The following is a 24,871-nucleotide window of genomic DNA, read 5'->3' as shown; positions in this document are numbered from 1 at the left end:
CCTGTACTATATCAATCGTAATATTTGATTTAAATGTACCACATAACACCGCGCAATGCAAACATATGTTTTGTTTTTGTTACTTTTTCACAAAAATCAGGTCTCTGAAAATCAAAACACAATTTTCAAAGACCTGACCGATTATTTTTCTACTCTTCCCGGATCTCTATCGGATGTGCATCCGCAACAAAAATCATTCCATCATACAATTTTTCCGGCGATTGTGATATGCGGTAACTTTGAGGGAAAATACTCATAAAAAACGCACTGTAACCCTCTCCTAATGATCCCATAGAAACATGATCTGTAATCTGTTCTTTCAGTTTTGAATTTTCCGGAACCTTTGAAAAATCCAGCCAGCACATATCATAACCGGCTTTCTTCGCGGCTTTTGCAAGAGGATCATACGAATAAAACGTGTGCGTGATACGCTTTCCATCACTTTTCGGAAGATTGCAGTTTGTCTTGTAAAAATCTGTTCCTATTGCAAAATATCCTTCTCCAAGTTCATCCGATAAAATATTTCCCATAACCCTGTTATCCGTGCCATAATTTCCAGACCGCTCTATATGTCCATTGTGACCGGAAATAAAAATACATGCATTCCCCCGTTGTTCTTCCATAGAAAGAATCCACATCACATTTTCTGCCATCCGTTGATCTCTGAGCGCATTTCCTTCTACGGCAGAATCGATCACTTTTCCAAGAGAAATATTCTGCAGCAGCGTATCTGCCAGATGATCTGCCTGTTTAATGTCTTTCGCATCTGATTCCTGCAATTCTTTTTTTATCTCCATTATAATCCTGGTCTGTTCCTCAATATCATAGCCGCCGTCTGCCTCGTCATTGTCTTCTAATTTTTTCAGTTCAGTTACGTCGATTCCTGACGCTTTACATGCCTCGGTCAGATACTGCAGATTATAGGACCAGTTTTGCATGTCAAACCCATAAAATCTTAAGTCATCTCCAGCCTTTGCAGTCTCATTGTATTTTCGCATATAAGAAATCAGATCTGCCATCTCATCGGTTCTGTATATTGCAAAGCCAATCGCCGCGGCAGCCTGCTCTGCCGTTCCTTCCCCGCCGTGAATGTAACGGTTCACATACTCACATCCGCCATAGTCTCCCTCCAGTGCAAATGCCCTTATCCCGGCATTTTCCACCAGATTTTGAAATACGGAAAGTTTTAACTGCTGAAACCCTACATTTCCATGGGATGCTTCCCCTAATGCCACAATCTTTGTTTTCTCCGGTATTTTTATATTATCCACCTGGTCTGCGTATTGCATAAATTCCGTTTCATCAGCACATGGTCCGGTACCAAATCCTCCAAAATGAGAATATATACTGCCGACAGCAACTATACCCAGCAGGATTATACCTACGACAGCCCAGATTCGCGAATGTTTTTTCTTTTTCATAAATTTCCCTCCCCAAAAATTATCTGCTTTACTTAATTCACGACTTTATCTTAACAAAAAAGGAAATGTACCGCCATTTTATTAGCTTACATTTCCCTGATAAATCTTACATTTTTGTAAGATTGGAAGAATCTTCAAATTTATATTGCAAGATAACTTTACTTCCCAAAAGTGTGATCGCCTTTTGTGGACAATTACATATACAGCGGTAACACATCGTACATTTGCCACCTGGATGAGGTCTTCCATTCTCCATCGTGATATTTTTCATGGGGCAGATTTTTGCACACTTACCACATCCCACGCAATCCTGATTTATTTTTAGCTGGTCGGTATATCCCGCTGTTTTTTTATAAAACCAGAGCCTTTGTCCAAAAAGTCCTGCTATATGGGCGAAAATTGTCAGCCCCTCCGCAGGATAATCCCCCTGCCTGATCCGTTCTGCAGCTTCTTTCAATTTTTCATCCGCTTTCCTGATGATCTTTTCATTTTCTTCCACTGATTCTTTCAACATTTTACTGTCACATATGGAATCCGGCATTTTAATATGTACGCCGCCTAAGATTACTGCTCCGTATTTTTTCAGAAGTCTCGCTGCACATCCGGCGCCGTCCCCGCTAAATGCTCCCATGGTCGCGACACATATCATTTTCTTGCCCGTCCATAAAGAGGCATGCGTTTGGATAAAATCTCTGATCATATATGGTGCATTCGAAAACTGCGTCGGATATCCCAGGATAATCGTTTCATTCCTTTTTATTTTATCAGTAACAGATTCATCCTCTAATGGAACCACATCGGCTGACGCATCAATTAATTTCACCAGTCTTGTAACACAATGTTTCGTATTGCCTGTACCACTCAAATAGATTCCTAACATACACTTACTCACTCCCAATAAAATTTTATGCAGCTCCTTTAAGTGCAACCTCAACCGCCTTCTTAATAACAATACTCGAATTCGTCGCACCTGAAACGGTATCGACGTCTATTCTCTGTTCATCAACGATCTCATTTTATTCTCCGATATAAACTCCATCCGGAATATCCGAAATATTTACTTCTTCAATAGTCGTTTCCTTTACAGCCCGCTTATACTCTCCTACACGATCTATATAAGCAGTTCCAAAAATTAATGCTAAAAGAAGAAACAACATAATAAGAATCATCACTATCTTTTTTCTGGATATACTCATTTCAAACTCCTCCTCTTTCTATTATTCTGGTATTTTTTTTATAGAATATTTTCTATGGAATGATACAGCATGCAAAACCCATCCTCTAAAAATTCGCTCTTCGATAAATCCATCGACATTTTGATATATTCTTCCTTATTCGCCGCAAGCTGTATCAGTCCTGCTAACATTCCCCAAAGCTGAAAGATCGTAGGCATTATTTTTAAATCTTCACGCAAATCGCCTTTTTGAATGCCTGCCGCTAAAAATTCTTTCATTTTTTCATTGATTTCTTCCCCTACCTGATAGGTAGCTTTCTCTTCCGGCAGATAATCATGATCTTTAAAATCAACATTAATTTTGTCTAACACCATTTTAAAATAAAACGGAAATTCTTCCTGATACTGTATTAAACCTTTACAGATCATATCGTATCTCGCCCTTGTTGTCTGCTGCTCTTCTAACGCAGCAACTATATATCCATATAATTTTTGCATGCTCTCTAAAACCAGCAGACCAACGATCTCCTCTTTGTTTTCAAAATATACATATAACGTAGCTTTGCTGTACCCGGCAGCTTTTGCTATATCGCTCATGGAAGTTGCCGTAATTCCATTTTCCATAAACAATACCGATGCCGCTGACGCAATATTTTCTCTATGTACTGCCCTCGGTTCTTTTTTTCTTCGTCCCATATACCTCTCCTTTTTTATTAATTAAACTCTCAGTTTAATTATATTGACAAATATATGGATTGTCAATCCTTACCCTTACACACAAAAAACCCGCACAAACCTTTCGGTTCATGCGGGTTTTCTCTCTATATATTACCTTCTCCCAAAAATAACATATCCCCTTTTTAATTTATGCAATACACATTATTTGTTTGCAATTGCTGCACTGTGCATGCAGCACAGGCAACATTTTACCTTACAACAAATTATTTATTTGCAATAGCAGCCTGTGCTGCAGCTAAACGAGCGATCGGCACACGGAATGGTGAACAGGATACATAATCCAGACCAATCTTGTGGCAGAACTCAACAGATGAAGGATCTCCACCGTGCTCACCACAGATACCAACATGGAGTTTCGGATTAACCGGTTTTCCAAGTTTAATAGCTGTCTCCATTAACTTACCAACACCTGTCTGGTCAAGTTTTGCAAATGGATCGTTCTCGAAGATTTTCTTATCATAGTAAGCATTTAAGAACTTACCAGCATCGTCACGAGAGAATCCATATGTCATCTGTGTTAAGTCGTTTGTACCGAAGCAGAAGAAGTCAGCCTCTTTAGCGATCTCATCAGCTGTAAGAGCAGCTCTTGGGATCTCGATCATAGTACCTACTTCATAATCAAGTTTGATACCTGCTGCTGCGATCTCAGCATCTGCTGTCTCAACAACAACCTGTTTTACATATTTTAACTCTTTTACTTCGCAAACCAATGGGATCATGATCTCAGGTTTTACAGTCCAGTCAGAATGTTTCTTCTGAACGTTGATTGCTGCACGGATAACAGCTTTTGTCTGCATCTTTGCAATTTCCGGATAAGTAACTGCAAGACGGCATCCTCTGTGTCCCATCATTGGGTTGAACTCATGTAAAGAAGCGATGATGTTCTTAATTGTCTCAACAGATTTACCCTGAGCTTTTGCAAGTTTCTCAATGTCAGCTTCCTCAGTAGGAACGAACTCATGAAGAGGCGGATCAAGGAAACGGATAGTAACTGGGTTGCCTTCCAGAGCTTCATATAATGCTTCGAAGTCTCCCTGCTGATATGGCAGGATCTTCTCTAATGCAGCTTCTCTCTCTTCTACTGTATCGGAGCAGATCATTTCACGGAAAGCAGCGATTCTGTCTTCCTCGAAGAACATATGCTCTGTACGGCAGAGACCGATACCTTCTGCACCAAGCTCACGAGCTTTCTTAGCATCTGCAGGAGTATCTGCATTTGTACGAACCTTAAGAGTTCTGAACTGATCAGCCCATGCCATAACACGTCCGAACTCACCAGCGATCGTAGCGTCAACTGTCTTGATAGCTCCATCGTAAATGTTACCGGTTGTACCATCGATAGAGATATAATCTCCCTCATGGAACTCTTTGCCAGCTAATGTGAATTTCTTATTCTCTTCGTCCATAGCGATATCGCCACATCCGGATACACAGCAGGTACCCATACCACGTGCAACTACGGCTGCGTGAGATGTCATACCACCACGAACTGTTAAGATACCCTGGGAAGCTTTCATACCAGTAATATCTTCCGGAGAAGTTTCAAGACGCACTAATACGACTTTCTCTCCTCTTGCATTCCACTCTTCAGCATCCTCTGCTGTGAATACGATCTTACCGCAGGCAGCACCCGGAGAAGCACCAAGTCCTTTTCCGATCGGTGTAGCAGCTTTTAATGCAGCAGCATCAAACTGTGGATGAAGTAATGTATCAAGGTTACGAGGATCGATCATAGCGACTGCCTCTTCTGGAGTCTTATGTCCCTCGTCTACTAAATCACAAGCGATCTTAAGTGCAGCTGGAGCTGTTCTCTTACCGTTACGGCACTGAAGCATGTATAACTTCTTGTTCTCAACGGTGAACTCCATATCCTGCATATCATGATAGTGATTCTCAAGAGTCTCACAAACTTTAAGGAAGTCTGCATATGCCTCCGGGAACTCTTTCTCCATCTGAGCGATCGGCATAGGTGTACGAACACCGGCAACTACGTCCTCACCCTGTGCATTGATTAAGAACTCACCCATCAGTTTGTTCTCACCAGTTGCAGGATCACGTGTAAATGCAACACCTGTACCAGATTCGTTATTTAAGTTACCGAATACCATAGGCATTACGTTAACTGCAGTACCCCAGGAATATGGGATATCGTTATCACGACGATATACGTTCGCACGTGGGTTGTCCCATGAACGGAATACAGCCTCGATAGCAAGTTTTAACTGCTCAACAGGATCTGAAGGGAAATCTGTTCCTAACTGATTCTTGTACTCAGCCTTGAACTGCTCTGCTAACTCTTTTAAGTCAGCTGCTGTGAGGTCGATATCGAATTTAACGCCTCTTTCTTCTTTCATCTTGTCGATGAGCTGCTCGAAGTATTTTTTACCAACTTCCATAACTACATCTGAGAACATCTGAATGAAACGTCTATATGAGTCATATACGAAACGCTCGAATGCAGGATCCGGATTACCTTTGATCATAGCAGCAACTACTTCGTCATTTAAACCAAGATTTAAGATGGTATCCATCATACCTGGCATGGAAGCTCTTGCTCCTGAACGAACAGATACTAACAATGGATTCTCAAGATCGCCGAATTTCTTTCCGTTGATCTCTTCCATTTTCTTAACGCCTTCCATAGCCTGAGCCATGATCTCGTCGTTGATCTTACGACCATCTTCATAGTACTGTGTACAAGCCTCTGTTGTGATTGTGAATCCCTGTGGTACAGGAAGTCCGATGCTTGTCATCTCTGCAAGGTTGGCACCTTTACCGCCAAGCAGGTTACGCATGGTCATGTCGCCTTCGCTAAACATATACACCCATTTGTTTGCCATTTTGATAATTCCTCCTAAATTATATTACTATGTAATTATGGACACTGTATTTGTTTCCATAATCAAGCCATGTCATGTACATTTCTAAAACGCACATATTCATTCTATCATATTTTGTCTAAATAGCAACATTTTTTTTGCTATTTATCCCTGTTTTTTTGTTACATTTTCACAATGTAAAACTTTGTTTCGTGATGTGGAACATTTTGTAAGTATTTATTTCTTTTTCCACTTCGCATACAGCGTCATTTTCCCTGTGCTGCCTTTTTTAATTGAGGTTACCTTTTTGGTACATTTTTTATCACGGTACCATGTGGTGTCAACTTTTATGATCCACGCAGAACCAGCACAAGTTGGAAACAGTAGCTGCCGGTGCATCTGGAATCTCAGATAAACCAGAAAAGGACCCACAACCACAGGGCACAAAGTTCAAAGTCGTAAGTCCAAAGGATAAAATAAGCCCACAGCAAGTCCACGAGAATGACTTAAGCCCATGCATCGGCTTCGCTGAACGCACATAAAAACAGACGGATCATTCCCTCCCAACCGGAAAATCCGTCTGTCTTTTTCTTTTTCTTTTTCTTCTCAGATTCTAAAAATCCTAGAAATCTACTTCCGTATCATAGTAGCAGCACTTCAGCAGTTTCTCCATCTCCTCCTGACTCGGCTGACGCGGATTCGATCCGGTACAAGCATCTAAGATGGCATTGGCTGCGATTTCCGGCAGTCTCTCTAAGAATACCTCTTCCGGCACAAATCCCTGCTCCACCGGATAACTGTCTGCGCCATAATTTTTGATGCAGTGCGGAATCTTTAAGTCATCATTCATGCCGCGCAGATATCTGATCAGCAGATCAACTTTCTCATCTAAAGAATCTCCGCCAAGTCCCATAAAATCAGCGATCTCACCATAGCGTTTCTTTGCCGTCTCATCTTTTGCATTGAACGCGATAACTTTTGGCAGATACATTGCGTTGGCTGCACCGTGGATGATATGTGCGCCGTAATCCGCAAATGCAGCACCGGTCTTATGTGCCATGGAATGAACGATACCAAGCAGTGCATTGGAAAATGCCATACCGGCAAGGCACTGTGCATTGTGCATGTTATCCCTCTTTTCCATATCCCCGTTATAAGATCCTACCAGATCTCTCTGGATCATCTTGATCGCATGCAGTGCAAGCGGGTCTGTGAAATCACAGTTTGCAGTAGATACATATGCCTCGATCGCATGTGTCATTGCATCCATTCCGGTGTGTGCAACAAGTTTCTGCGGCATCGTCTCTGCAAGTTCAGGATCTACGATCGCAACATCCGGTGTGATCTCAAAATCAGCGATCGGATATTTGATACCTTTCTGATAATCTGTAATAATAGAGAATGCTGTTACCTCTGTTGCAGTTCCTGAAGTGGAAGAAATTGCACAGAAATGCGCTTTTTTGCGAAGTTTCGGAATACCGAACACTTTGCACATATCCTCAAATGTGATATCCGGATACTCGTATTTGATCCACATTGCCTTCGCTGCATCGATCGGTGAACCTCCTCCAATCGCAACGATCCAATCTGGTTCAAACTCCTCCATCGCTTTTGCACCCTTCATTACAGTCTCCACAGATGGATCCGGCTCAATTCCCTCAAAAAGCTGTACTTCCATACCGGCTTCTTCCAGATACTGTTTTGCACGGTCTAAGAAGCCAAAACGTTTCATGGAACCACCGCCTACACAGATGATCGCCTTTTTGCCTTCAAACGTCTTTAATGCTTCTAATGCCCCTTTTCCATGATACAAATCGCGTGGTAATGTAAATCTTGCCATCTTTCCTCCAATCTGCTGCCATCCTCTGGCTGCCCCCTGACACAATACTGTATTTTATGTGTCCTTAACTGTGTGCAATTTTTATGTAACTGTCACATATTTTGTTAATTAAATAACAATATGTATGGTAATATTATATCACACTTTTCAAAAATAAGAAGCTATTTTATGCATTTTTAATAATTCTTAATATTTTCTAAGCATTGTTTTTAAATCCACATTTTGGACAGATATTTCCTCCCTTATATACATAACCACAGCGGAAGCAGCAGATCGTATCATGTTTTTCTTTCGCCAGATAAGAAATATTTCGCGAATCCGGTTTTTCCTGTAAATAATGAATAAATTCATTCAATACCCCGGCATATGCCGTGAGCTGCTTATTTTCTACCGCATATGGAATTTTCGTCTTTTTCCCATTTTTCTCTGTCACATACACACCACGGTTTAAAAGTCCTGTGGATGCAGTGATCTCATCTATGGACGGAACATCAATACGGTAAGATGTCATCAGTGTGCTGTAATATAGATGTTCCGGTGTCAGGATAATCCCCTCTTTTCCACTGTTGTTTCTCGATGTGTCCACCACAAAAATCGGATATTCAAACAGACCGTTTCCTGCGGCATAGGATGCCATGGCATAATCGATAACCTCTGTTTCCTGCGGCGCTGCCTGCTTTAACAGCACTTTTCTCGCCGGGTAAAAATAATGTTTCTGGCTTTCTGTGATTCCCGCCTCTTCCAGTTCATTTTTCAGCTTATTTACAAGCTGTTCACACTCATCCGTCTTGATCTTGGAAAGACGCCTGCTTAAAAGTTCTAATGCATTATCTTTCAGATCTGGTAAATAAGGTCCGTCTGCTATCTTCTGATATGCATCCATTCCCTCCTCAAAGGACATATGCACCGGATCACCGGCAATCTCTGCAATCTCATTTTCATCCATCTGGCGGATTTTGTTCTCGATCTGCTCAAAATACGGCAAAACCAGCCCCGGCTCAAACTCCTTTTCTTTCAGACGCTCCTTAAGCTCTGTCAGATCATCTCTGGTGATTTTTCTCGACTGGCGGATCATATTTTTTATTTCCTGCTGTTCGGCAAGATTTTTCTGCGATTCTAACCGTTCCTGATATGGGGTTAAATCTACTCCTTCGTATTCTTTTAATTTCTCCCGAAGTGCATGGTAACGTGCCCTGTCCATATTAGGCGGCATTTTTCCAACCAGCTCTGCGACTTCCCGCTCTGCCTGTGTCTGCATTTTCTGTTTCAGATTTAAAAGCAGATTCTGTTTTTTCTCCTGCGGCAGCTTTTCCTCTGCAATCTCGTCATAGACACGGCGCATCACGGCATAATTTTTATCTGCGCAGCTCTCTGCCTTTTTATTTAACGCGGTAAGCTTTCTGTCCTGTTCTTTTTCCTCTAACATATCCAGGTATTGTTTCCGCTCTTCGGGCGAAATTCTTGTTTCATGCATGAGCTGGTGTTTTAATTCGGAAAGCTGGCGCTCTGACATACGGTCTGCGACTCCAAATTTAGCCTGATAAGTCTCGCGGACTTTCTGTGCCTCCGCATTATTTACCTGTGCATATTTTTCATCGGACGATTCCCCGCTGATCTGCCCAGCTTCGTGCGGCTGCCTGCTGTCACTCTCATATCGGGAACCTTTCACATGGCGTCGTTCGGTTTCATCCTGACGTGCATCTGCATACAGCCTTTCGTTCTCATTCCGTGAAATATTTCCCTCACGTCTTTCATTCTCACTCTGTCGTGCATTTACATGCAGACTTTTCTCCTCATTCCGGCGTGCATCTGCCTGCTTTTCTTCCCGCTCGTTCCGCTTCCATCCACTTTCACCCGCGCTTTCATTTCCATGCTGTTTTTCTTCGTGCCGGTTCTTGCTCTCATCCTGCTCTTCTTCATCATCTGTGACTTCGTCCTGATCTGATGCAGGCGTACTCTTTAACTTTTTACGACGCTTTTTTTCCTCCTGTATGGCAGGTTCGCAGGCTGCAATACTGCTTTCCGGGAAAAATCCCTCTTCTATCTTATTTAATAATTCCTCAAAGTCTGCATCTGAATATTCCGGCAGATCCTCGCACAGTTCCTCAAGTGGCTGCTGCTCATCCTCGACACCCGCCGGCTTTCTGCCGTCCTCATATTCATTATAACGACTGTTTGCCTCATGCTCGCCGTTACGCCCCATCAGCTCAAGATAATCTTCGTATGCCTTTTTATCCTCCTCAAAATCCATCAGATAAATATCGCCGTCTCCAAGAAGTTTCCATGGGCGCGGCGTATAAAATCTGTGACACGCCGCACAGGTACATGCTTTTGCCAAAAGGACTACTCCCTCAGGCGTCTCAATCCGAAACTCTTTTCCTTTCGGATACATGATCATATGCAGATTTCCTTTGCATTTTGGGCAGCGGTAACCAACTTTATAAAAGTTATTGCCAATCCTGCCTTTTGCTCTTTCTGACAGTGAAAGTTCTGTTCTCTCAAAAACAGTATGCGCCATCTTCCATTCAACTTTATGCCAGAGTCCCTGTTCCTCGTCTGCTTCCTCTTCCTTCTGCACTGCTTCTTTTGCCTCAAGTGCCGCCTGTATCACATCTTCATAGGTAATACGCTTTCCTGCATGATAAAAACGGAAATACTGCGTGGTATATTCCGGTTCAATATAGATTCCTGCAAGCACATGCCCGAAAAGAGTATTCAGCTGCTCCGTATTTTTTTCCACACGAAGTCCCTGGATCGTCCCCCATTTTCCAAATGCATACAGGATCATATTGATCACATCCCGTACTGCTGCCTCATCGGTATCTTTGATCTCATCTTCTTTGATCGGCAGATCTACAATATTTTCCGCCACTTTTCTGCTGTCAAAATGAAAAAACAGGGAGCGCACTTCCCCCTGTAAAATGAGATAATTATCAAGTGCCACAAAAAGACCTGTCCAGTTTACATTTGCATGCATGGTCTTTATCAGCCGTTCAAATGTCATTTTTAATTCGCTATCTGCTTTTAATACGATCACTTTTTTCACCTCTTACTTTTCAAATGCAGATTTTTCCTTCAAGATCTGTGCAAATCCCATATGAAGTTCTTTTTTTGCCCATTCAAAATCAATCTCCTGATTGCTGTCATTCAAACAGACGCTTCCACTCTTCTGATGACCTATATCAGCCACAATCCTGCTGTTATCATTTGAGACATCATAATACCGGCAGAGTTTTCTTACATTGCCGGGAACAAAACCGCCTGTCAGTTTCTGATACTCCCTGAGCACATACTGGCTGACATCCTCTTTCTGACGAAATTTATGGCTGCACACCTCGTTTAACAACTCCGGTTCTAATTCCCACATTTTCACAAAAGTACTCTTTTTAAAAGAAGACGGCCCATGAACCGTGTAAAATCCTGTAAACAATGGGAACGCCAGTTCTAACATATTATAAATAAAATACATAAACGGATAACCGGGATGGAAATATGCTCCCGGCTGTTTTTTCATATTTTCACGTTTGTCAAAATATTTTGCCAGAAGCATGGTATTATTCAGGTAAATATATGGCATGACCTGATCTTTTGTATTTGCCACATCAGGCTGAAGAGCCAGCATATCCACCGGAAGATCATTTTTAAAATACTGTTCCGGTCTGACCTTTTTTATCAGAAACATATCATCATTAAAATATACAAAATTCTCTGCCAGACCTGGGATTCTGTGCATATTCCACTCAATGGCATGTGAATTAAATGTCGGCAGATATTTTTCCGGAATAAAATCTTTATGATTTACAATATTTAACTTCGGATGTTCTTTATTTAACCAGGATGGCAGATGCCCCCATGTAACAAAGTGTATCCTGCGCACCCATGGTGCAAAACGCTCCACACCACGAAACCAGTACCTCAGCAGATCCCAGTCTCTGTATCTCTCTTTTCTGTCATCCTGTTTCTGCGACAGATCCGGCTGCATACTGTACTCCATTTTCTGTTTCTGCCAGTCCGGATCATTGCCATCTACCCATGTGATCACAAAATCAATTTCCGGAATGTTATTGTCGCGTGTCATAATAATCTCCATTTCTGCCCAGCAAACATCTTTTTCATCTGCATGATAATTTTTACTTCTATCATGATAAAACAAATCCCGCAAAATGAAAATCCCATTTATCTGCTTAATTTATATTTTTTTAAGAAATCCTGTTTTTCCCGATTTTAAAGCATTTTCGCCGTTTTTGTTAGCACTCATTTAAAAAGAGTGCTGATTTTCTATTGACTTTTAAAATTTACGGTTATAATATTAGATTCAGGCAGCAGCGAAGCGGATCTGCTCCGCTGCATTTTATAACGATCATAAAGGAGTGTTTGAATATGGCAGAGAAACATGGAAATCTTTCAATTAACAGTGATAATCTGTTTCCGATTATCAAAAAATGGTTATATTCCGATCACGATATTTTCTTCCGTGAGCTGATCAGTAACGGCTGTGATGCTATCACAAAATTAAAAAAACTTGAGATGATGGGCGAATATACATTACCGGCAGACTACAAACCGGAAATTCACGTTGTCGTAAATCCGGAGGAAAAGACCTTAAAATTCATCGATAACGGTCTTGGTATGACTGCAGACGAAGTTGAGGAATATATCAACCAGATCGCATTTTCCGGTGCAACTGATTTTATTGAAAAATATAAGGACAAAGCAAACGACGATCAGATCATCGGTCACTTCGGACTTGGTTTTTACTCCGCATTCATGGTAGCCGATCAGGTAACGATCGATACTTTATCTTACAAAGACGGTGCAACAGCTGTTCACTGGTCCTGCGATGGCGGTACAGAATTTAATATGGCTGACGGCAATAAAGAAGGCGTCGGTACTGAGATCACCCTTTTCTTAAATGAAGATGCTGTTGAGTTCTCCAACGAATACCGTGCAAGAGAAGTCATCGAAAAGTACTGCTCTTTCATGCCTACCCCGATCTTCCTTGAAAAAGCAAATGCCGAGACCGAATATGAGACGATCGACGCTGCTGATAAATTAGACACTGATACCGTTGTGGAGACGATCCATGAAGAAGCAAAAACAGAGGAAAAAGAAAATGAGAACGGCGAAAAAGAAGTCGTTGAAGTTTCCCCTGCAAAAGATAAATTAAAGATCGTAAAACGTCCGGTTCCACTTAACGATATAAACCCGCTCTGGGCAAAAAATCCAAACGAGTGTACGGATGAAGAATACAAGGCATTTTACCGTAAAGTATTCTTAGACTACAAGGAGCCGCTGTTCTGGATCCACTTAAATATGGATTATCCATTCAACTTAAAAGGTATCCTGTACTTCCCGAAGATCAATACGGAATATGATTCTATCGAGGGAACTATCAAACTTTACAATAATCAGGTATTTATCGCTGACAACATCAAAGAGGTCATTCCTGAGTTCTTAATGCTCTTAAAAGGTGTGATCGACTGCCCTGATCTGCCACTTAACGTATCCAGAAGCGCATTACAGAATGATGGCTTTGTAAAGAAAATTTCCGAGTACATCACCAAGAAAGTTGCAGACAAACTGATCGGCATGTGCAAGACGGATAAAGAAAACTATGAGAAATACTGGGATGACATCAGCCCATTTATCAAATTCGGCTGCTTAAAAGATACCAAATTCTGTGACAAGATGAACGATTACATCCTGTTTAAGAATCTCGATGACAAATATCTTACTCTTCCGGAACTCTTAGTCAAAGAGGAAGAAAAGAAAGAAGATGAGAAAAAAGATGAAGCTGAAGTATTAGACGCTGATGGCAATCCGATCAAATCCGAAAACGCTGATGCTGCAAATGAAAATGCAGAGGAAAAAGACGAGCGCAAGGTGATCTACTATGTAACTGACAAACTTCAACAGGGTCAGTACATCAAGATGTTCAAAGAGCAGAACATGGACGCTGTCATCTTAGACCACAACATTGATACTTCTTTCATTTCACAGTTGGAACAGCGCAACGAGCATTATAAATTCATGCGTATCGATGCAGATGTGACAGAATCCTTAAAGGACGAGACTTCTGCTGAGGACTTAAGGGCTGAGACAGATACCCTGACGGATGTATTCAAAAAAGCCTTAAACAATGACAAGCTGACTGTCAAAGTCGAGAAACTGAAAAATGCTGATATTGCTTCTGTCATCACTCTCTCCGAGGAAGGCAGACGTATGCAGGATATGATGAAGATGTACGCAATGAACGGCATGGGTGGTATGGACCCGAACATGTTTGCAGCAGATCAGACCCTGACGTTAAATGCAAATAACGAACTTGTAAAATACATTTTCGAGCACAAGGATTCTGAGCATGTTCCGATGTTCTGCGAACAGTTATACGATCTTGCAATGCTTTCAAACCAACCTCTGTCTGTTGATGCAATGTCCAAATTTGTACAGCGCAGCAACCAGATCATGATGCTTTTAGCAAAATAAATATGAGTCATCCAGTTTATTAGATCAAAAAAAGCGATGCCACCGGTTAAAACCGTGCATCGCTTTTTTCATTTAATTCTAATTTTACAGGAAAACGCAATCCTGCTTTTTAATTCTATTGTTACATTGAAATCTTATCTAAAATTCCGGTCAGATGGGCGATCGTCACACCATAATTGGTCATCGGAACCTGCTGTTTTTTTGCTCGGTCGATCCGGGACAGCACATATTTACGGTTAAACATACATGCACCGCACTGGATGACCAGATCATAATCTGATAAATCCTCCGGGAAATCCGTTCCACTTACAATATCTACCGTAAGCCCCTCCCCAGCACGTTTTTTTAACATGCGCGGGATCTTGACTCTTCCGATGTCTTCCTGCAACGGTGCATGGCTGCAGCACTCTGCAATCAGAACGTGTGATTCATTCGTCAGGGAGTCTAACATCTTCGCACCTTCCACATAATAAGGAAGATCCCCTTTATAGGCTGCAAATAAAACGGAAAATGAAGTCAGCATGCTCTCTTTGGGTTTGTGCTCATACACATAGCCAAACACCTGTGAGTCCGTAATGATCAGTTTCGGCGGTTCTTTTAAGGCTGCAAGTGCCGGCACCAGTTTGTCTGTTGTCACACTCATGACCAGACATTTTTTATCTAAAAGCTCCCGCAGCGTCTGCACCTGCGGCAGGATCAGGCGTCCTTTCGGTGCCTGAATATCCTGCGGCATAACCAGCAGGACAAGATCTTCCTCTGTGACAAGTTCTCCCGTGATCTTTCTTTCCCCGAAGTTTTCCGGTACAAGGCGGGCTAATTCTTCTCTTACCACATCGATTCCTGCCCCGGTTTCTGCACTGATTGCAAACGCTTTCTTTCCGGTTTTTTCTTTGATATATGAAATAAGTTCTTCTGTGTGCGGATCAATATCTGATTTTCCGACGAGGAACAAGACCGGTGTGTTTTTCTCTTTCAAAAACTGGTACCACTTTAATTCTTCTGTGATATCCCATTCATTATCCGGCTGTGATACCACGATCACTGCAATATCTGCCTTTTCTGCCGCCAGTTTTGTTTTCTCCACACGACGTTCACCAAGCTCGCTTGTATCATCAAATCCTGCTGTGTCAATGATCACACAGGGGCCAAGCGGGCTGATCTCCATCGGCTTATAGACCGGATCTGTCGTCGTTCCGGCAATATCCGCAACAATGGAAACTTCCTGATGTGTGAACGCATTGATAAAAGAAGATTTTCCACTGTTTGTTTTTCCAAACACACCGATATGCAGACGGTTGCTGCCCGGTGTGTCATTTAGTGTTCCTGCCATAGTACTCCTTTCGAACAGCCTGCGGGCATAATTTATCTGCCTTTGGTTTGTTCATTCCGAATATGCATCACGTTTTTCTTAGAATCTGAAATCACGTTTTCCTTCTGCAATATCATGAATATGCTCGTATGCAGTCTGTTTTACTTTCGGATTCGGAATCTTTTCGAGTTCTCTGTCGATCAGCTCCATACCAAGTTTTTTAGTCTCCTCGCTCGCATAATCCTCTAAGTATTCTTTTAACGTCATCAGCGCATTCGGGTGACAGCAGTTTAAGATCTGCATGTTTTTACAAAGTGCCATAAAACGGTCACCGGTTCTTCCCTCACGGTAACATGCCGTACAGAAACTTGGGATATAACCAAGTTTGATCAGCCAGTTTACAACCTCATCTAACGTTCTCTGGTCACTGACATCAAACTGCTCACTGGTCACTTCGTCCTCTTTTTCCGGCTCTGCATATCCTCCTACGCTTGTCTTTGATGCGCCGCTGATCTGAGATACACCAAGCGGAAGTACTTTATTTCTCACTTCCTGGCTCTCTCTGGTTGAGATAATCATTCCGGTATATGGAACAGAAACACGGATCAGTGCACAGATTTTTGCAAATGTATCATCGGAAATACCGTTATCAAACGCATCCGGATCAATATCATCTGCATGTTTTACTCTTGGAACACTGATCGTATGAGGTCCCACTCCATGTACTGCCTCTAAATGCTCTGCATGCATTAAAAGTCCTGCAAACTCATAGCGGTACAGGTCAAGTCCGAATAATACACCAAGTCCCACATCATCAATGCCGCCCTCCATTGCGCGGTCCATTGCTTCCGTATGATATGCATAATCATGTTTCGGTCCGGTCGGATGTAGTTTTTCATAGCTGTCTTTGTGGTAAGTCTCCTGAAACAGGATGTAAGTTCCGATTCCTGCCTCTTTTAATTTGCGGTAATTTTCTACGGTCGTTGCTGCAATGTTGACATTGACACGGCGGATCGCACCATTTTTATGTTTGATACTGTAGATGGTTTTGATACACTCTAAAATATATTCGATCGGATTGTTGACCGGATCTTCCCCAGCCTCTATCGCAAGACGTTTATGTCCCATATCCTGCAGTGCAGTAACTTCTTTTACGATATCTTCCTGTGTCAGTTTCTTTCTTGCAATGTGTTTGTTTTTCAGATGATACGGACAGTATACACAGCCGTTTACACAGTAGTTTGACAGGTAAAGCGGTGCAAATAATACGATACGGTTTCCGTAAAAGTCTTTTTTGATCTGCTCTGCAAGTTCATAAACTTCCTGGATCTTTTCCGGGATCTCACATGCTAAAAGGACAGATGCCTCCCTGTGATTTAAACCTTTTCTTAATTTTGCCTTTTCGATGATCTCATCGATCAGTGCCACATTGTCTTTGTTGGCATCTGCATAGGCAAGTGTCTCTTTGATCTCCTCGTCTGAAATAAACTCTTCTGCTTTTAATGATTTTGCGTTGTACATACATGCTTCCTTTCTTTCCGGTCAGTCTGCACCCGCTGTTACTGTTCACTCATACCGTGTGAGCAGTAACCACCCGCTTACTTTCCGGTTAGTATTTTTTATATGGTATGACAGTTTTTCTGTCACCTAAAACCGGCAATGCTATTTTAGAACTGCCAGTTCTTTATCTGTTTTCTCTGTTATGCCAAAAAATCTCCCCTGTTTACAACTACCTGATAACCAATGCTTTCCATGCGCCGCTGCATGCAGAAACGGCACTCTGCCGCCTCATCGCCGGTACAGATCTTATTGTCATATAATTTATATTTTTCACGCACGGCAACCGGAGACAGATTTGGCATGACAACATTCGCTCCTGCTAAGATTCCGAGCTCCCTGCCCTTTGGATGGATCGTTCCAAGTGCCGTGGTTGCCGGGAGCAGCACATGCGGATGGATCAGCCTTATGACCGACAGCAGCCGCAGTGTCATCTCCATCGTACCCGCCGTCTCATTGCCAAACGGCGTATCCTTCTGCGGGATAAATGGCCCGATACCGACCATCTGCGGTTTTAATCTGCGGATAAACTGCAGATCCTCCCACAAAGTATCTACGGTCTGATATGGCGAACCCACCATAAATCCACAGCCGGTCTGATATCCAATTTCTTTTAAATCTCTAAGACATCGCATCCGGTTCTGATAGGACATCTCCGCCGGGTGCAGCTTTTTATAATGTGCCTCATCTGCCGTCTCGTGGCGCAGCAGATACCGGTCTGCCCCGGCATCAAAATATGCCTGATAACTCTCCTTTGATTTTTCACCGATGGAAAGTGTCACCGCACAGTCCGGATATTCCTCCTTGATCTTTGAAACAAGATGACAGATTTTTTCATCTGAATAAAATCCATCCTCTCCCCCCTGTAATACAAAAGTCCGGAATCCCAGTTCATATCCGTTCTTACAGCAGGAAAGGATTTCCTTCTCCGTCAGCCTGTAACGGTCTGTGTGGCAGTTACTTCTGCGGATTCCACAGTAAAGGCAGTCATTCTTGCAGTAATTGGTAAACTCGATCAGTCCGCGGATATAAATATTTTTTCCATAGATGCGGTCACCCACACTCCGCGCACGTTGTTTTAAGTCCTGTATCATTGCCTTGTCCTCTGTGGAAAGAAGAAATGCGAGCTGTTCTTTTGTGATATCTGCTGTCTTTTCTATTGTCTCCGGCAGATTTTTAAGTTCACGCTCTGGCATGCCGTAGGTGCTCTGTGTGCTCTGTGTATTTTTGTTTTGATCTTGTATTATCTGGTTTTGTAACATAAATTCCTCATTTTTTAATTAGTAATTTCAATCACATCTGCACTGGTGTACTGTATCACTAACAATAATAGCGTACACTAGCTTATGCCAACATTAGAATACACTGTCTTTGCCGTGATTCCGTTAAGTCTGCCAATTTTGCCGGAAAGTGCATTAATGATATCCTGCGGCGCATCGATCGCAACACTGATGATATGTACATTCCGCTCGCGGTATGGTAAACCCATACGTCCGATGATATACGAACCATATTCATGCAAAAGATTATTTAATTCTGGTGTGGAATCCATGTTTTCTACAATGATCCCTATCAAAGCTACTCTTGTTTCCATTCATTTTCTCCCTGATTACCAAATTTATATTATTTTCATACACGAATCTATGATGCAGCTTTTGGAACCAAAAAAGCTGTACCCCTAATTCCAGGTACAGCCCAAAAAGAGTCGCAATTCGCCTCTTATATTTTACTCTATGCCGTACCTTTCATCTCAGATAATTCTTTCAATGTCAGTGTCTTTTCTTTTTCCATTTAAAATCTTACGCAAAAAGGACTTTAAATGTGCTCTTTGCAAAGATTTACAATATTACTTCACAAAAATACCCTCTGTATACATGAAAATTATACGGGCAAAATATTTTGCATATAAGTATTATGTATACAAAGGGTATCATGATTTTTTAAGAAATGCAATTATGTTTCTGTTCTGTATGCCATAAAATACAAAGCATCCCCTGCAAAAATCTGTCACACTTTTACGGCACCGGCTCTTCCTCCGGCACCTCGATCTCTTTGATCATCGTTTCATTTCCACATAAAAGCCAGGTATGTTCACCACCACACTCCGGGCAGATCTTACCGTGCTCTACGGTATCATATTCACAGCCACAGTCGTCACAATGTGTTACCGCATGGATCATATCAATTTTTAACTCACTGCCGGATAAGATCTCTGTACGGTCTGCTGCCCAGCGCCAGCAGTCTGTAAGATAGGACGGCACAATGCCGGACACTTCCCCAATGGAAAGTGTCACAGCCGAAACCTTTGTCAGATCATTTTCCTGTGCGATCTCCTCTACGCTTTTGATCACATGAAATACGATTCCAAGTTCATGCATTCGCTTTATTTCTCCTTTTTCCCAAAACGGATCTTCACTTCACGTTTTAACATATAAGGAAGAATTGCCTTCATCTTATCCTCTGCTTTTACCATGCGGCTGCACTCCGGCAGTTCACGGTGCAGATGGATCGCATCAAACTCACATTTTGTTGTGCAGACACCGCATCCGATACACTTGTTCGGATCCACCACGGAAGCACCACAGCCAAGACAACGCGCTGTCTCGATCTTCACCTGCTCCTCGGTCAGTGTCTTATGTGCATCACGGAAGGATCTGTGTGCATCAATCTTATCATCCATTGCAGGACGCTGTCTCTTTGCATTGTCATATCCTTCGAGCGCAAGATTTTCCTTATCCAGTTCGATAAACTGACGGCGGTTTCTTCCGATCGTCATGCTCGCATTTTCATGGACAAAACGGTGAATGGACTCTGCACCTTCTTTTCCGGCTGCGATCGCATTGATTGCAAAGCTCGGTCCGGTATAGACATCTCCACCAACAAAAATATCCGGTTCTGCAGTCTGATAAGTAAGCGGATCTGCCACAGCTCCGTTTCCTCTTCCAAGTTCCACTTTTGAACCTGCTAAAAGGTCACCCCAGAGGATACTCTGTCCGATACTTAAGTAAACATGCTCACATTCCACAGTCATCGTATCATTCTCATCAAACTGAGGGTTAAAGCGGCCTGTCTCATCTTTAACAGAAATACATTTTTTCAGCACGATGCCGCGTACTTTGCCATTTTCTGTTAGAATTTCTTTCGGACCCCAGCCACAATGAACGGCTGCGCCCTCGTCTTTAACTTCCGCCACCTCATCTTTTGATGCCGGCATCTCTTTTTCGGACTCCAGGCAGAACATGGAAACTTCATTTGAACCACAGCGTGCTGCTGTACGTGCCACGTCAATTGCAACATTACCGCCACCGATGACAACGGATCTGCCATCCACACGGTAATCTTCATTTCCACCGGATACGATATGTAAGAAATCAACTGCACTCATCACACCGTCTGCATCCTCACCCGGAATACCTGCTTTACGGCTTCCCTGACATCCGATTGCGATATAAAATGCCTGATATCCCTGTGCACGCAGCTCATCTAATGAAATATCTTTTCCAACTTCCACGCCGCATTTAATATCTACGCCAAGTTCACGCATTACTTCAATCTCAGCATCCACAACATTTTTCTCTAATTTGAAGGAAGGAATACCGTAAACGAGCATTCCACCCGGACGTTCATTTTTCTCAAATACAGTCGGTTTGTAACCTCTGGCAGCCAGATAAAATGCACAGCTTAAACCTGCAGGACCACCACCGATGATCGCGATCTTCTGTGGGAAAGTTCCACGGTTTGACGGCTGTACGACTGGTGGAATATAACGCGTTTCTGCCTTTAAATCAAGTTCTGCGATAAATTTCTTAACATCATCGATCGCAACCGCCTGATCTACGGTACCTCTTGTACATGCATCCTCACAACGATGGTTGCAGACACGGCCGCAGACCGCCGGGAATGGATTCTCCTTTTTGATCAGGGCAAGCGCATCCGTATAACGTCCCTGTGCTGCCATTTTTAAATATCCCTGTACTGCGATATGTGCCGGGCAGGCAGTCTTACACGGTGCTGTTCCGGTATCATAGCAGTTGATACGGTTATTATCACGGTAATCCATATCCCATTTTTCCGGTCCCCATTTGGTATTATCCGGCAGTTCGTGTTTCGGATATGTGATAGCTCCGTCTTTCGTACAAAGCTTCTGACCAAGTTTTACGGCACCTGCCGGGCAGTACTCTACGCAGCGTCCACATGCAACACAATCCTTCGTCTCAACCTTTGCCACATAAGCAGAACGCGACATATTCGGCGTGTTAAATAACTGTGAAGTACGAAGCGCATTACAGATATTTACATTACAGTTACAGATAGCAAAAATCTTGTCCTCGCCGTCAATATTTGTGATCTGATGGACAAAACCGTTGTCCTCTGCACGCTGTAAGATCTCCATTACCTTTTCACGTGTGATATAATGTCCCTTATTTGTCTCAACCAGATAATCAGCCATATCGCCGACACCGATACACCAGTCTTCCGGATCATCCGCACATCCCTCGCCTAAAACACCGCGTGAATAACGGCAGGAACATGGACCTGCTGCGTATTTTCCGTCATATTTATCCAGCCAGTGGGAAATATGCTCAACACTGACAGACTCATTCTCTGTCTCGATTGCTTTCTCAACCGGAATAACATGCATACCGATTCCTGCGCCTCCTGGCGGTACCATCGGTGTTACTTTCTGCAATGGTAAAAATGCCATACGCTCAAAGAATGACGCTACCTCCGGGTGCTCTTTGATCTGGTCTAACTTCATATTAAAGAACTCTGCACTTCCCGGTACATACATTGGAAGAACATACTGTTTCTCATGCTTTGGATTTTCCCAGTTGTATTCCAAAAGACCGATATTGCTCATCTCCTGCAGCAATTCTTCGAGTGCTTTCTCTTCTTTTCCGGTTGCTTTTACGATCTGCGCTAATGTCATCGGCTTACGCACTTTCATTTTCAGTGCAACCTCTGCCATCTCATCGGTCACAAGTGCCTCTAAACCATAATATTCCGGATCTTCTGCTGTCACCGTATGACCGATGCGGTCAGTGATCTTCTGTCCTAATTTTAAGATCAGCTCTCTCGGCTGTTCCGGTGGTGTGTACTCAAACTTTTTCATGCGTGTTCCTCCTCTTTCCATGCAGCTGCTTCTGTTTTCAACCAGTCTGCCCATTCTTCAATACCCTCTCCGGTCTTTGCACAGATCGGGATGATCTTTGCATTCGGATTGCGCATTAAGATATTCTTTTTACACTGTTCCAGATCAAAATCAAAATAAGGCATCACATCTATTTTGTTGATCAGTACAACATCACAGATAGAAAACATCAGCGGATATTTTAAAGGCTTATCATGTCCTTCCGGCACAGATAAGATCATTGCATTTTTGACAGCACCTGTGTCAAACTCTGCTGGACATACCAGATTGCCGACATTCTCTAAAATAACCAGTTCCACATCATCTGTCCCAAGTCCTTTTAATCCCTGTCCCGTCATATCTGCATCCAGATGACACATGCCGCCTGTATGAAGCTGGATCGCTTTTGCTCCGGTCTTTAAAATCGTCTCCGCATCCACATCTGAATCAATATCTGCTTCCATGACACCGATCTTTAAATCATCTTTCAGTGCCTCGATCGTGCGTGTTAACGTCGTTGTTTTGCCTGATCCAGGTGATGACATAAGGTTCAGTAAGAACACACCATCTTTTTTCAGTTCTTCACGGAGCAATGCTGCCTGCTTGTCATTGCTCTCGAAAATACTCTGTTTTACTTCCAGAATCCGTACATTTCCCATTGATAATCTCCATTTCTGATGTAACATTTTTGTTTCGTCTGTTACTTATAGATAAATTCTATCATTTAATAGTGGTGATGTCAATAAATTCTGGTCATACCAGTGTGCCAATTATTTATATTTTGTTTAGAATTATCTTTTTTCTTCCATTTCTTAAACAATTTTCTGTCTGCTCGCAAACCCATCCTTCTTAAATTCTGAATTTAACATCTCTGCTTTCACCGGCGTCACACGGATCAAATGCATCGGCTGCGGTAATTTTTTCAGTACATCTATCGGAATCTTTTTAAATTCTGCTGCCGCAACATATTCGTCCGAAAATGGCTCTATGATCTGTGCTTTGCCTGTTACCTGCATTGCCATACCACTTGCTGTCGGCGCACTGGCATCTCTTCTTACCAAAAACAGCATGGAAAACTATGCAATGCTAAACAAACCTGCTTTTGCTCCACCGGGTTTTCTGTTGCCGGTAGTCTGGACAATTCTGTATGTTCTGATGGGATTCGCATCTTATCTGGTGGTCACATCACAAAAGCCCACTGGTAACGCTCTGACCGTATACGGCATCCAGCTTGTGTTTAACTTTTTCTGGTCCATTTTCTTTTTTAATTTTGGGCTATGTCTGTTTGCTTTTATCTGGCTCGTGCTGCTGTGGCTTCTGATCTTATTGACAGCAATTCTGTTTTACCCGATTTCAAAGCCAGCCGGATATCTGATGATCCCCTATCTGCTTTGGGTGACTTTTGCAGGATACTTAAATCTGGGGATCTGTCTGCTGAACGGATAAGCGCAACAAAAAAGCCTGCTGGCTTTTTTTAAGTCAGCAGGCTCTTGCATCATTCATATCCTGTTTTTTATTTCGTGTCTTATTTTTTATCACTTACCCCTTTACACTACCAAGAGCAACACCCTGTACGATATGTTTTGATAAAAACAGATATACAATAATAACCGGGAAGATGGAGAATGCGATCATCACATATACCTGCCCCATATCGAATTTAAGCCAGTCAGCTCCACGTAACTGCGCGATCAAGATAGGCAGTGTCTTTTTCTTGTCATCGTGCAGGATCAATGCCGGTGTGAAGTAGTTATTCCAGCTGCTTACAAAAGTAAAGATCATCTGTACGGCGATCGCCGGCTTCATTAATGGCATTACGATAGAGTTAAATGTACGAAACTCCCCGGAGCCATCAATGCGGGCTGCCTCGATCAGTGACAACGGCAGTGTGCTCTCCATATACTGTTTCATATAGAAAAAAGTAACCGGAGCTGCAATTGCAGGCACAATCAGAGGAATAAAGGAATCTTCCAGATGCATACCAGATACAAGTTTGATAAATCCAAGTGCAGTTACCTGTGTCGGAATCATCATAACCATTAAAATAAATGGATAAATATATTTTTTCAGTTTGAAATCATACGCATGGATCGCATAAGCTGTCATCGTTGAAAAATACACACCAAGTACTGCACTGCATGCTGAAATGATCAGGCTGTTGAACATACCATTCCAAACCGGAAGGGTTCCGTTTCTTAAGTTCTTCCAGTTTTCCCACAAATGACTGCTTGGAACCAGTGTAAAACCGGACTGCATCTCACCATTTGATCTGGTTGCATTGATAAATAATACATAAAACCAGAATAAACACAAAACAGAAACAATCGCCAATACAACATATGCAATAAATCTTCTTGCATGAATACCTACGCCTTTTTTCAAATTACGATTTTCAT

Annotated in this window: 21 protein-coding genes; 2 read left to right on the top strand and 19 right to left on the bottom strand. The window is 42.4% G+C overall.

The genetic code is table 11. The features are described from left to right. Nucleotides 1–149 precede the first annotated feature (149 nt). The 10 genes from DXA60_RS15885 to DXA60_RS15845 form a co-directional block, all read right to left on the bottom strand. The gene (locus tag DXA60_RS15885) at nucleotides 150–1,421 is read right to left on the bottom strand and encodes an erythromycin esterase family protein (RefSeq protein ID WP_199536240.1); all 1,272 of its coding nucleotides are present in this window, start codon (nucleotides 1,419–1,421) and stop codon (nucleotides 150–152) included. 106 nt (nucleotides 1,422–1,527) lie between these two features. Next, the gene (locus tag DXA60_RS15880; RefSeq protein WP_117922297.1) at nucleotides 1,528–2,301 is read right to left on the bottom strand and encodes an EFR1 family ferrodoxin; all 774 of its coding nucleotides are present in this window, start codon (nucleotides 2,299–2,301) and stop codon (nucleotides 1,528–1,530) included. Between the two features lie 25 nt (nucleotides 2,302–2,326). Then, a complete protein-coding gene (locus DXA60_RS19815; protein ID WP_241071010.1) occupies nucleotides 2,327–2,413 on the bottom strand; it encodes an FMN-binding protein in 87 nt (28 codons plus the stop codon). 24 nt (nucleotides 2,414–2,437) lie between these two features. Beyond that, nucleotides 2,438–2,617: a hypothetical protein gene (locus DXA60_RS19345; protein ID WP_241070692.1), complete on the bottom strand. Its 180-nt coding sequence runs from the start codon at nucleotides 2,615–2,617 to the stop codon at nucleotides 2,438–2,440. Nucleotides 2,618–2,655: 38 nt separating this feature from the next. Then, nucleotides 2,656–3,291: a TetR/AcrR family transcriptional regulator gene (locus tag DXA60_RS15870; protein ID WP_117922296.1), complete on the bottom strand. Its 636-nt coding sequence runs from the start codon at nucleotides 3,289–3,291 to the stop codon at nucleotides 2,656–2,658. A 245-nt stretch (nucleotides 3,292–3,536) separates the two neighbouring features. Beyond that, nucleotides 3,537–6,173: a pyruvate, phosphate dikinase gene (gene ppdK, locus DXA60_RS15865; RefSeq protein WP_117922295.1), complete on the bottom strand. Its 2,637-nt coding sequence runs from the start codon at nucleotides 6,171–6,173 to the stop codon at nucleotides 3,537–3,539. A gap of 216 nt (nucleotides 6,174–6,389) precedes the next feature. Next, nucleotides 6,390–6,551, bottom strand: coding sequence for a hypothetical protein (locus DXA60_RS19940; protein WP_117922294.1), 162 nt, complete (start codon nucleotides 6,549–6,551; stop codon nucleotides 6,390–6,392). Between the two features lie 223 nt (nucleotides 6,552–6,774). Continuing rightward, nucleotides 6,775–7,992 carry an iron-containing alcohol dehydrogenase gene (locus DXA60_RS15855; protein WP_117922293.1) on the bottom strand — a complete coding sequence of 406 codons (1,218 nt, stop codon included), beginning with the start codon at nucleotides 7,990–7,992 and terminating at the stop codon, nucleotides 6,775–6,777. A gap of 196 nt (nucleotides 7,993–8,188) precedes the next feature. After that, nucleotides 8,189–11,029 carry a hypothetical protein gene (locus DXA60_RS15850; protein ID WP_243006925.1) on the bottom strand — a complete coding sequence of 947 codons (2,841 nt, stop codon included), beginning with the start codon at nucleotides 11,027–11,029 and terminating at the stop codon, nucleotides 8,189–8,191. 12 nt (nucleotides 11,030–11,041) lie between these two features. After that, entirely contained in the window at nucleotides 11,042–12,070 is a 1,029-nt protein-coding gene (locus tag DXA60_RS15845) for a stealth family protein (RefSeq protein WP_243006924.1), read from the bottom strand. Between the two features lie 302 nt (nucleotides 12,071–12,372). On the opposite strand from DXA60_RS15845, the gene htpG reads away from it, so the two are divergent. Continuing rightward, on the top strand, nucleotides 12,373–14,478 hold the full coding sequence (htpG, locus tag DXA60_RS15840) for a molecular chaperone HtpG (RefSeq protein WP_117922291.1): 2,106 nt from the start codon (nucleotides 12,373–12,375) through the stop codon (nucleotides 14,476–14,478). Between the two features lie 121 nt (nucleotides 14,479–14,599). Here the strand turns inward: htpG and hydF are convergent, their stop codons facing one another. The 8 genes from hydF to DXA60_RS18605 form a co-directional block, all read right to left on the bottom strand. Beyond that, on the bottom strand, nucleotides 14,600–15,808 hold the full coding sequence (hydF, locus tag DXA60_RS15835; RefSeq protein WP_117922290.1) for a [FeFe] hydrogenase H-cluster maturation GTPase HydF: 1,209 nt from the start codon (nucleotides 15,806–15,808) through the stop codon (nucleotides 14,600–14,602). Between the two features lie 78 nt (nucleotides 15,809–15,886). Further along, nucleotides 15,887–17,308, bottom strand: coding sequence for a [FeFe] hydrogenase H-cluster radical SAM maturase HydG (gene hydG / locus DXA60_RS15830; protein ID WP_117922289.1), 1,422 nt, complete (start codon nucleotides 17,306–17,308; stop codon nucleotides 15,887–15,889). A gap of 179 nt (nucleotides 17,309–17,487) precedes the next feature. Further along, nucleotides 17,488–18,606 (bottom strand): [FeFe] hydrogenase H-cluster radical SAM maturase HydE, encoded by a 1,119-nt coding sequence (gene hydE / locus DXA60_RS15825; protein ID WP_117922288.1) that lies wholly within the window; start codon nucleotides 18,604–18,606, stop codon nucleotides 17,488–17,490. A gap of 77 nt (nucleotides 18,607–18,683) precedes the next feature. Then, entirely contained in the window at nucleotides 18,684–18,938 is a 255-nt protein-coding gene (locus DXA60_RS15820) for a TM1266 family iron-only hydrogenase system putative regulator (protein ID WP_117922287.1), read from the bottom strand. 421 nt (nucleotides 18,939–19,359) lie between these two features. Continuing rightward, complete coding sequence (locus DXA60_RS15815) at nucleotides 19,360–19,722, bottom strand: hydrogenase maturation nickel metallochaperone HypA (RefSeq protein ID WP_117922286.1); 363 nt, start codon at nucleotides 19,720–19,722, stop codon at nucleotides 19,360–19,362. Between the two features lie 5 nt (nucleotides 19,723–19,727). Then, nucleotides 19,728–22,457: an FAD-dependent oxidoreductase gene (locus DXA60_RS15810; protein ID WP_117922285.1), complete on the bottom strand. Its 2,730-nt coding sequence runs from the start codon at nucleotides 22,455–22,457 to the stop codon at nucleotides 19,728–19,730. Then, entirely contained in the window at nucleotides 22,454–23,134 is a 681-nt protein-coding gene (hypB, locus tag DXA60_RS15805; protein ID WP_117922284.1) for a hydrogenase nickel incorporation protein HypB, read from the bottom strand. The genes DXA60_RS15810 and hypB overlap by 4 nt, the downstream gene beginning before the upstream one ends. A gap of 153 nt (nucleotides 23,135–23,287) precedes the next feature. After that, on the bottom strand, nucleotides 23,288–23,545 hold the full coding sequence (locus DXA60_RS18605; RefSeq protein ID WP_199536241.1) for a hypothetical protein: 258 nt from the start codon (nucleotides 23,543–23,545) through the stop codon (nucleotides 23,288–23,290). On the opposite strand from DXA60_RS18605, the gene DXA60_RS15800 reads away from it, so the two are divergent. Continuing rightward, complete coding sequence (locus DXA60_RS15800; protein ID WP_117922283.1) at nucleotides 23,463–23,921, top strand: TspO/MBR family protein; 459 nt, start codon at nucleotides 23,463–23,465, stop codon at nucleotides 23,919–23,921. The genes DXA60_RS18605 and DXA60_RS15800 overlap by 83 nt on opposite strands. A 93-nt stretch (nucleotides 23,922–24,014) precedes the next feature. Here DXA60_RS15800 and DXA60_RS15795 read toward each other — a convergent pair whose 3' ends face one another. Continuing rightward, complete coding sequence (locus DXA60_RS15795) at nucleotides 24,015–24,857, bottom strand: carbohydrate ABC transporter permease (protein ID WP_117922307.1); 843 nt, start codon at nucleotides 24,855–24,857, stop codon at nucleotides 24,015–24,017. Nucleotides 24,858–24,871 lie beyond the last annotated feature (14 nt).

The sequence above is a fragment of the Roseburia sp. OF03-24 genome, from assembly GCF_003463035.1.
Lineage (GTDB): Bacteria > Bacillota > Clostridia > Lachnospirales > Lachnospiraceae > Roseburia > Roseburia rectibacter.
The sequence above is the reverse complement of the archived record's forward strand: the minus strand, read 5'-3'. Positions and strand labels throughout refer to the sequence as shown.

Excerpts from the sequence above, each read along its gene's own strand:
- DXA60_RS15810 (WP_117922285.1), bottom strand. The coding sequence starts at position 22,457 with ATGAAAAAGTTTGAGTACACACCACCGGAACAGCCGAGAGAGCTGATC.
- hydF (WP_117922290.1), bottom strand. The coding sequence starts at position 15,808 with ATGGCAGGAACACTAAATGACACACCGGGCAGCAACCGTCTGCATATC.
- htpG (WP_117922291.1), top strand. The coding sequence starts at position 12,373 with ATGGCAGAGAAACATGGAAATCTTTCAATTAACAGTGATAATCTGTTT.
- DXA60_RS15845 (WP_243006924.1), bottom strand. The coding sequence starts at position 12,070 with ATGACACGCGACAATAACATTCCGGAAATTGATTTTGTGATCACATGG.
- DXA60_RS15880 (WP_117922297.1), bottom strand. The coding sequence starts at position 2,301 with ATGTTAGGAATCTATTTGAGTGGTACAGGCAATACGAAACATTGTGTT.
- DXA60_RS15885 (WP_199536240.1), bottom strand. The coding sequence starts at position 1,421 with ATGAAAAAGAAAAAACATTCGCGAATCTGGGCTGTCGTAGGTATAATC.
- DXA60_RS15855 (WP_117922293.1), bottom strand. The coding sequence starts at position 7,992 with ATGGCAAGATTTACATTACCACGCGATTTGTATCATGGAAAAGGGGCA.
- DXA60_RS18605 (WP_199536241.1), bottom strand. The coding sequence starts at position 23,545 with ATGCTGTTTTTGGTAAGAAGAGATGCCAGTGCGCCGACAGCAAGTGGT.
- ppdK (WP_117922295.1), bottom strand. The coding sequence starts at position 6,173 with ATGGCAAACAAATGGGTGTATATGTTTAGCGAAGGCGACATGACCATG.
- DXA60_RS15815 (WP_117922286.1), bottom strand. The coding sequence starts at position 19,722 with ATGCATGAACTTGGAATCGTATTTCATGTGATCAAAAGCGTAGAGGAG.
- hydE (WP_117922288.1), bottom strand. The coding sequence starts at position 18,606 with ATGTTACAAAACCAGATAATACAAGATCAAAACAAAAATACACAGAGC.
- DXA60_RS15800 (WP_117922283.1), top strand. The coding sequence starts at position 23,463 with ATGATCTGTGCTTTGCCTGTTACCTGCATTGCCATACCACTTGCTGTC.
- DXA60_RS19345 (WP_241070692.1), bottom strand. The coding sequence starts at position 2,617 with ATGAGTATATCCAGAAAAAAGATAGTGATGATTCTTATTATGTTGTTT.
- DXA60_RS19940 (WP_117922294.1), bottom strand. The coding sequence starts at position 6,551 with ATGCACCGGCAGCTACTGTTTCCAACTTGTGCTGGTTCTGCGTGGATC.
- DXA60_RS15870 (WP_117922296.1), bottom strand. The coding sequence starts at position 3,291 with ATGGGACGAAGAAAAAAAGAACCGAGGGCAGTACATAGAGAAAATATT.
- hydG (WP_117922289.1), bottom strand. The coding sequence starts at position 17,308 with ATGTACAACGCAAAATCATTAAAAGCAGAAGAGTTTATTTCAGACGAG.
- DXA60_RS15820 (WP_117922287.1), bottom strand. The coding sequence starts at position 18,938 with ATGGAAACAAGAGTAGCTTTGATAGGGATCATTGTAGAAAACATGGAT.
- hypB (WP_117922284.1), bottom strand. The coding sequence starts at position 23,134 with ATGGGAAATGTACGGATTCTGGAAGTAAAACAGAGTATTTTCGAGAGC.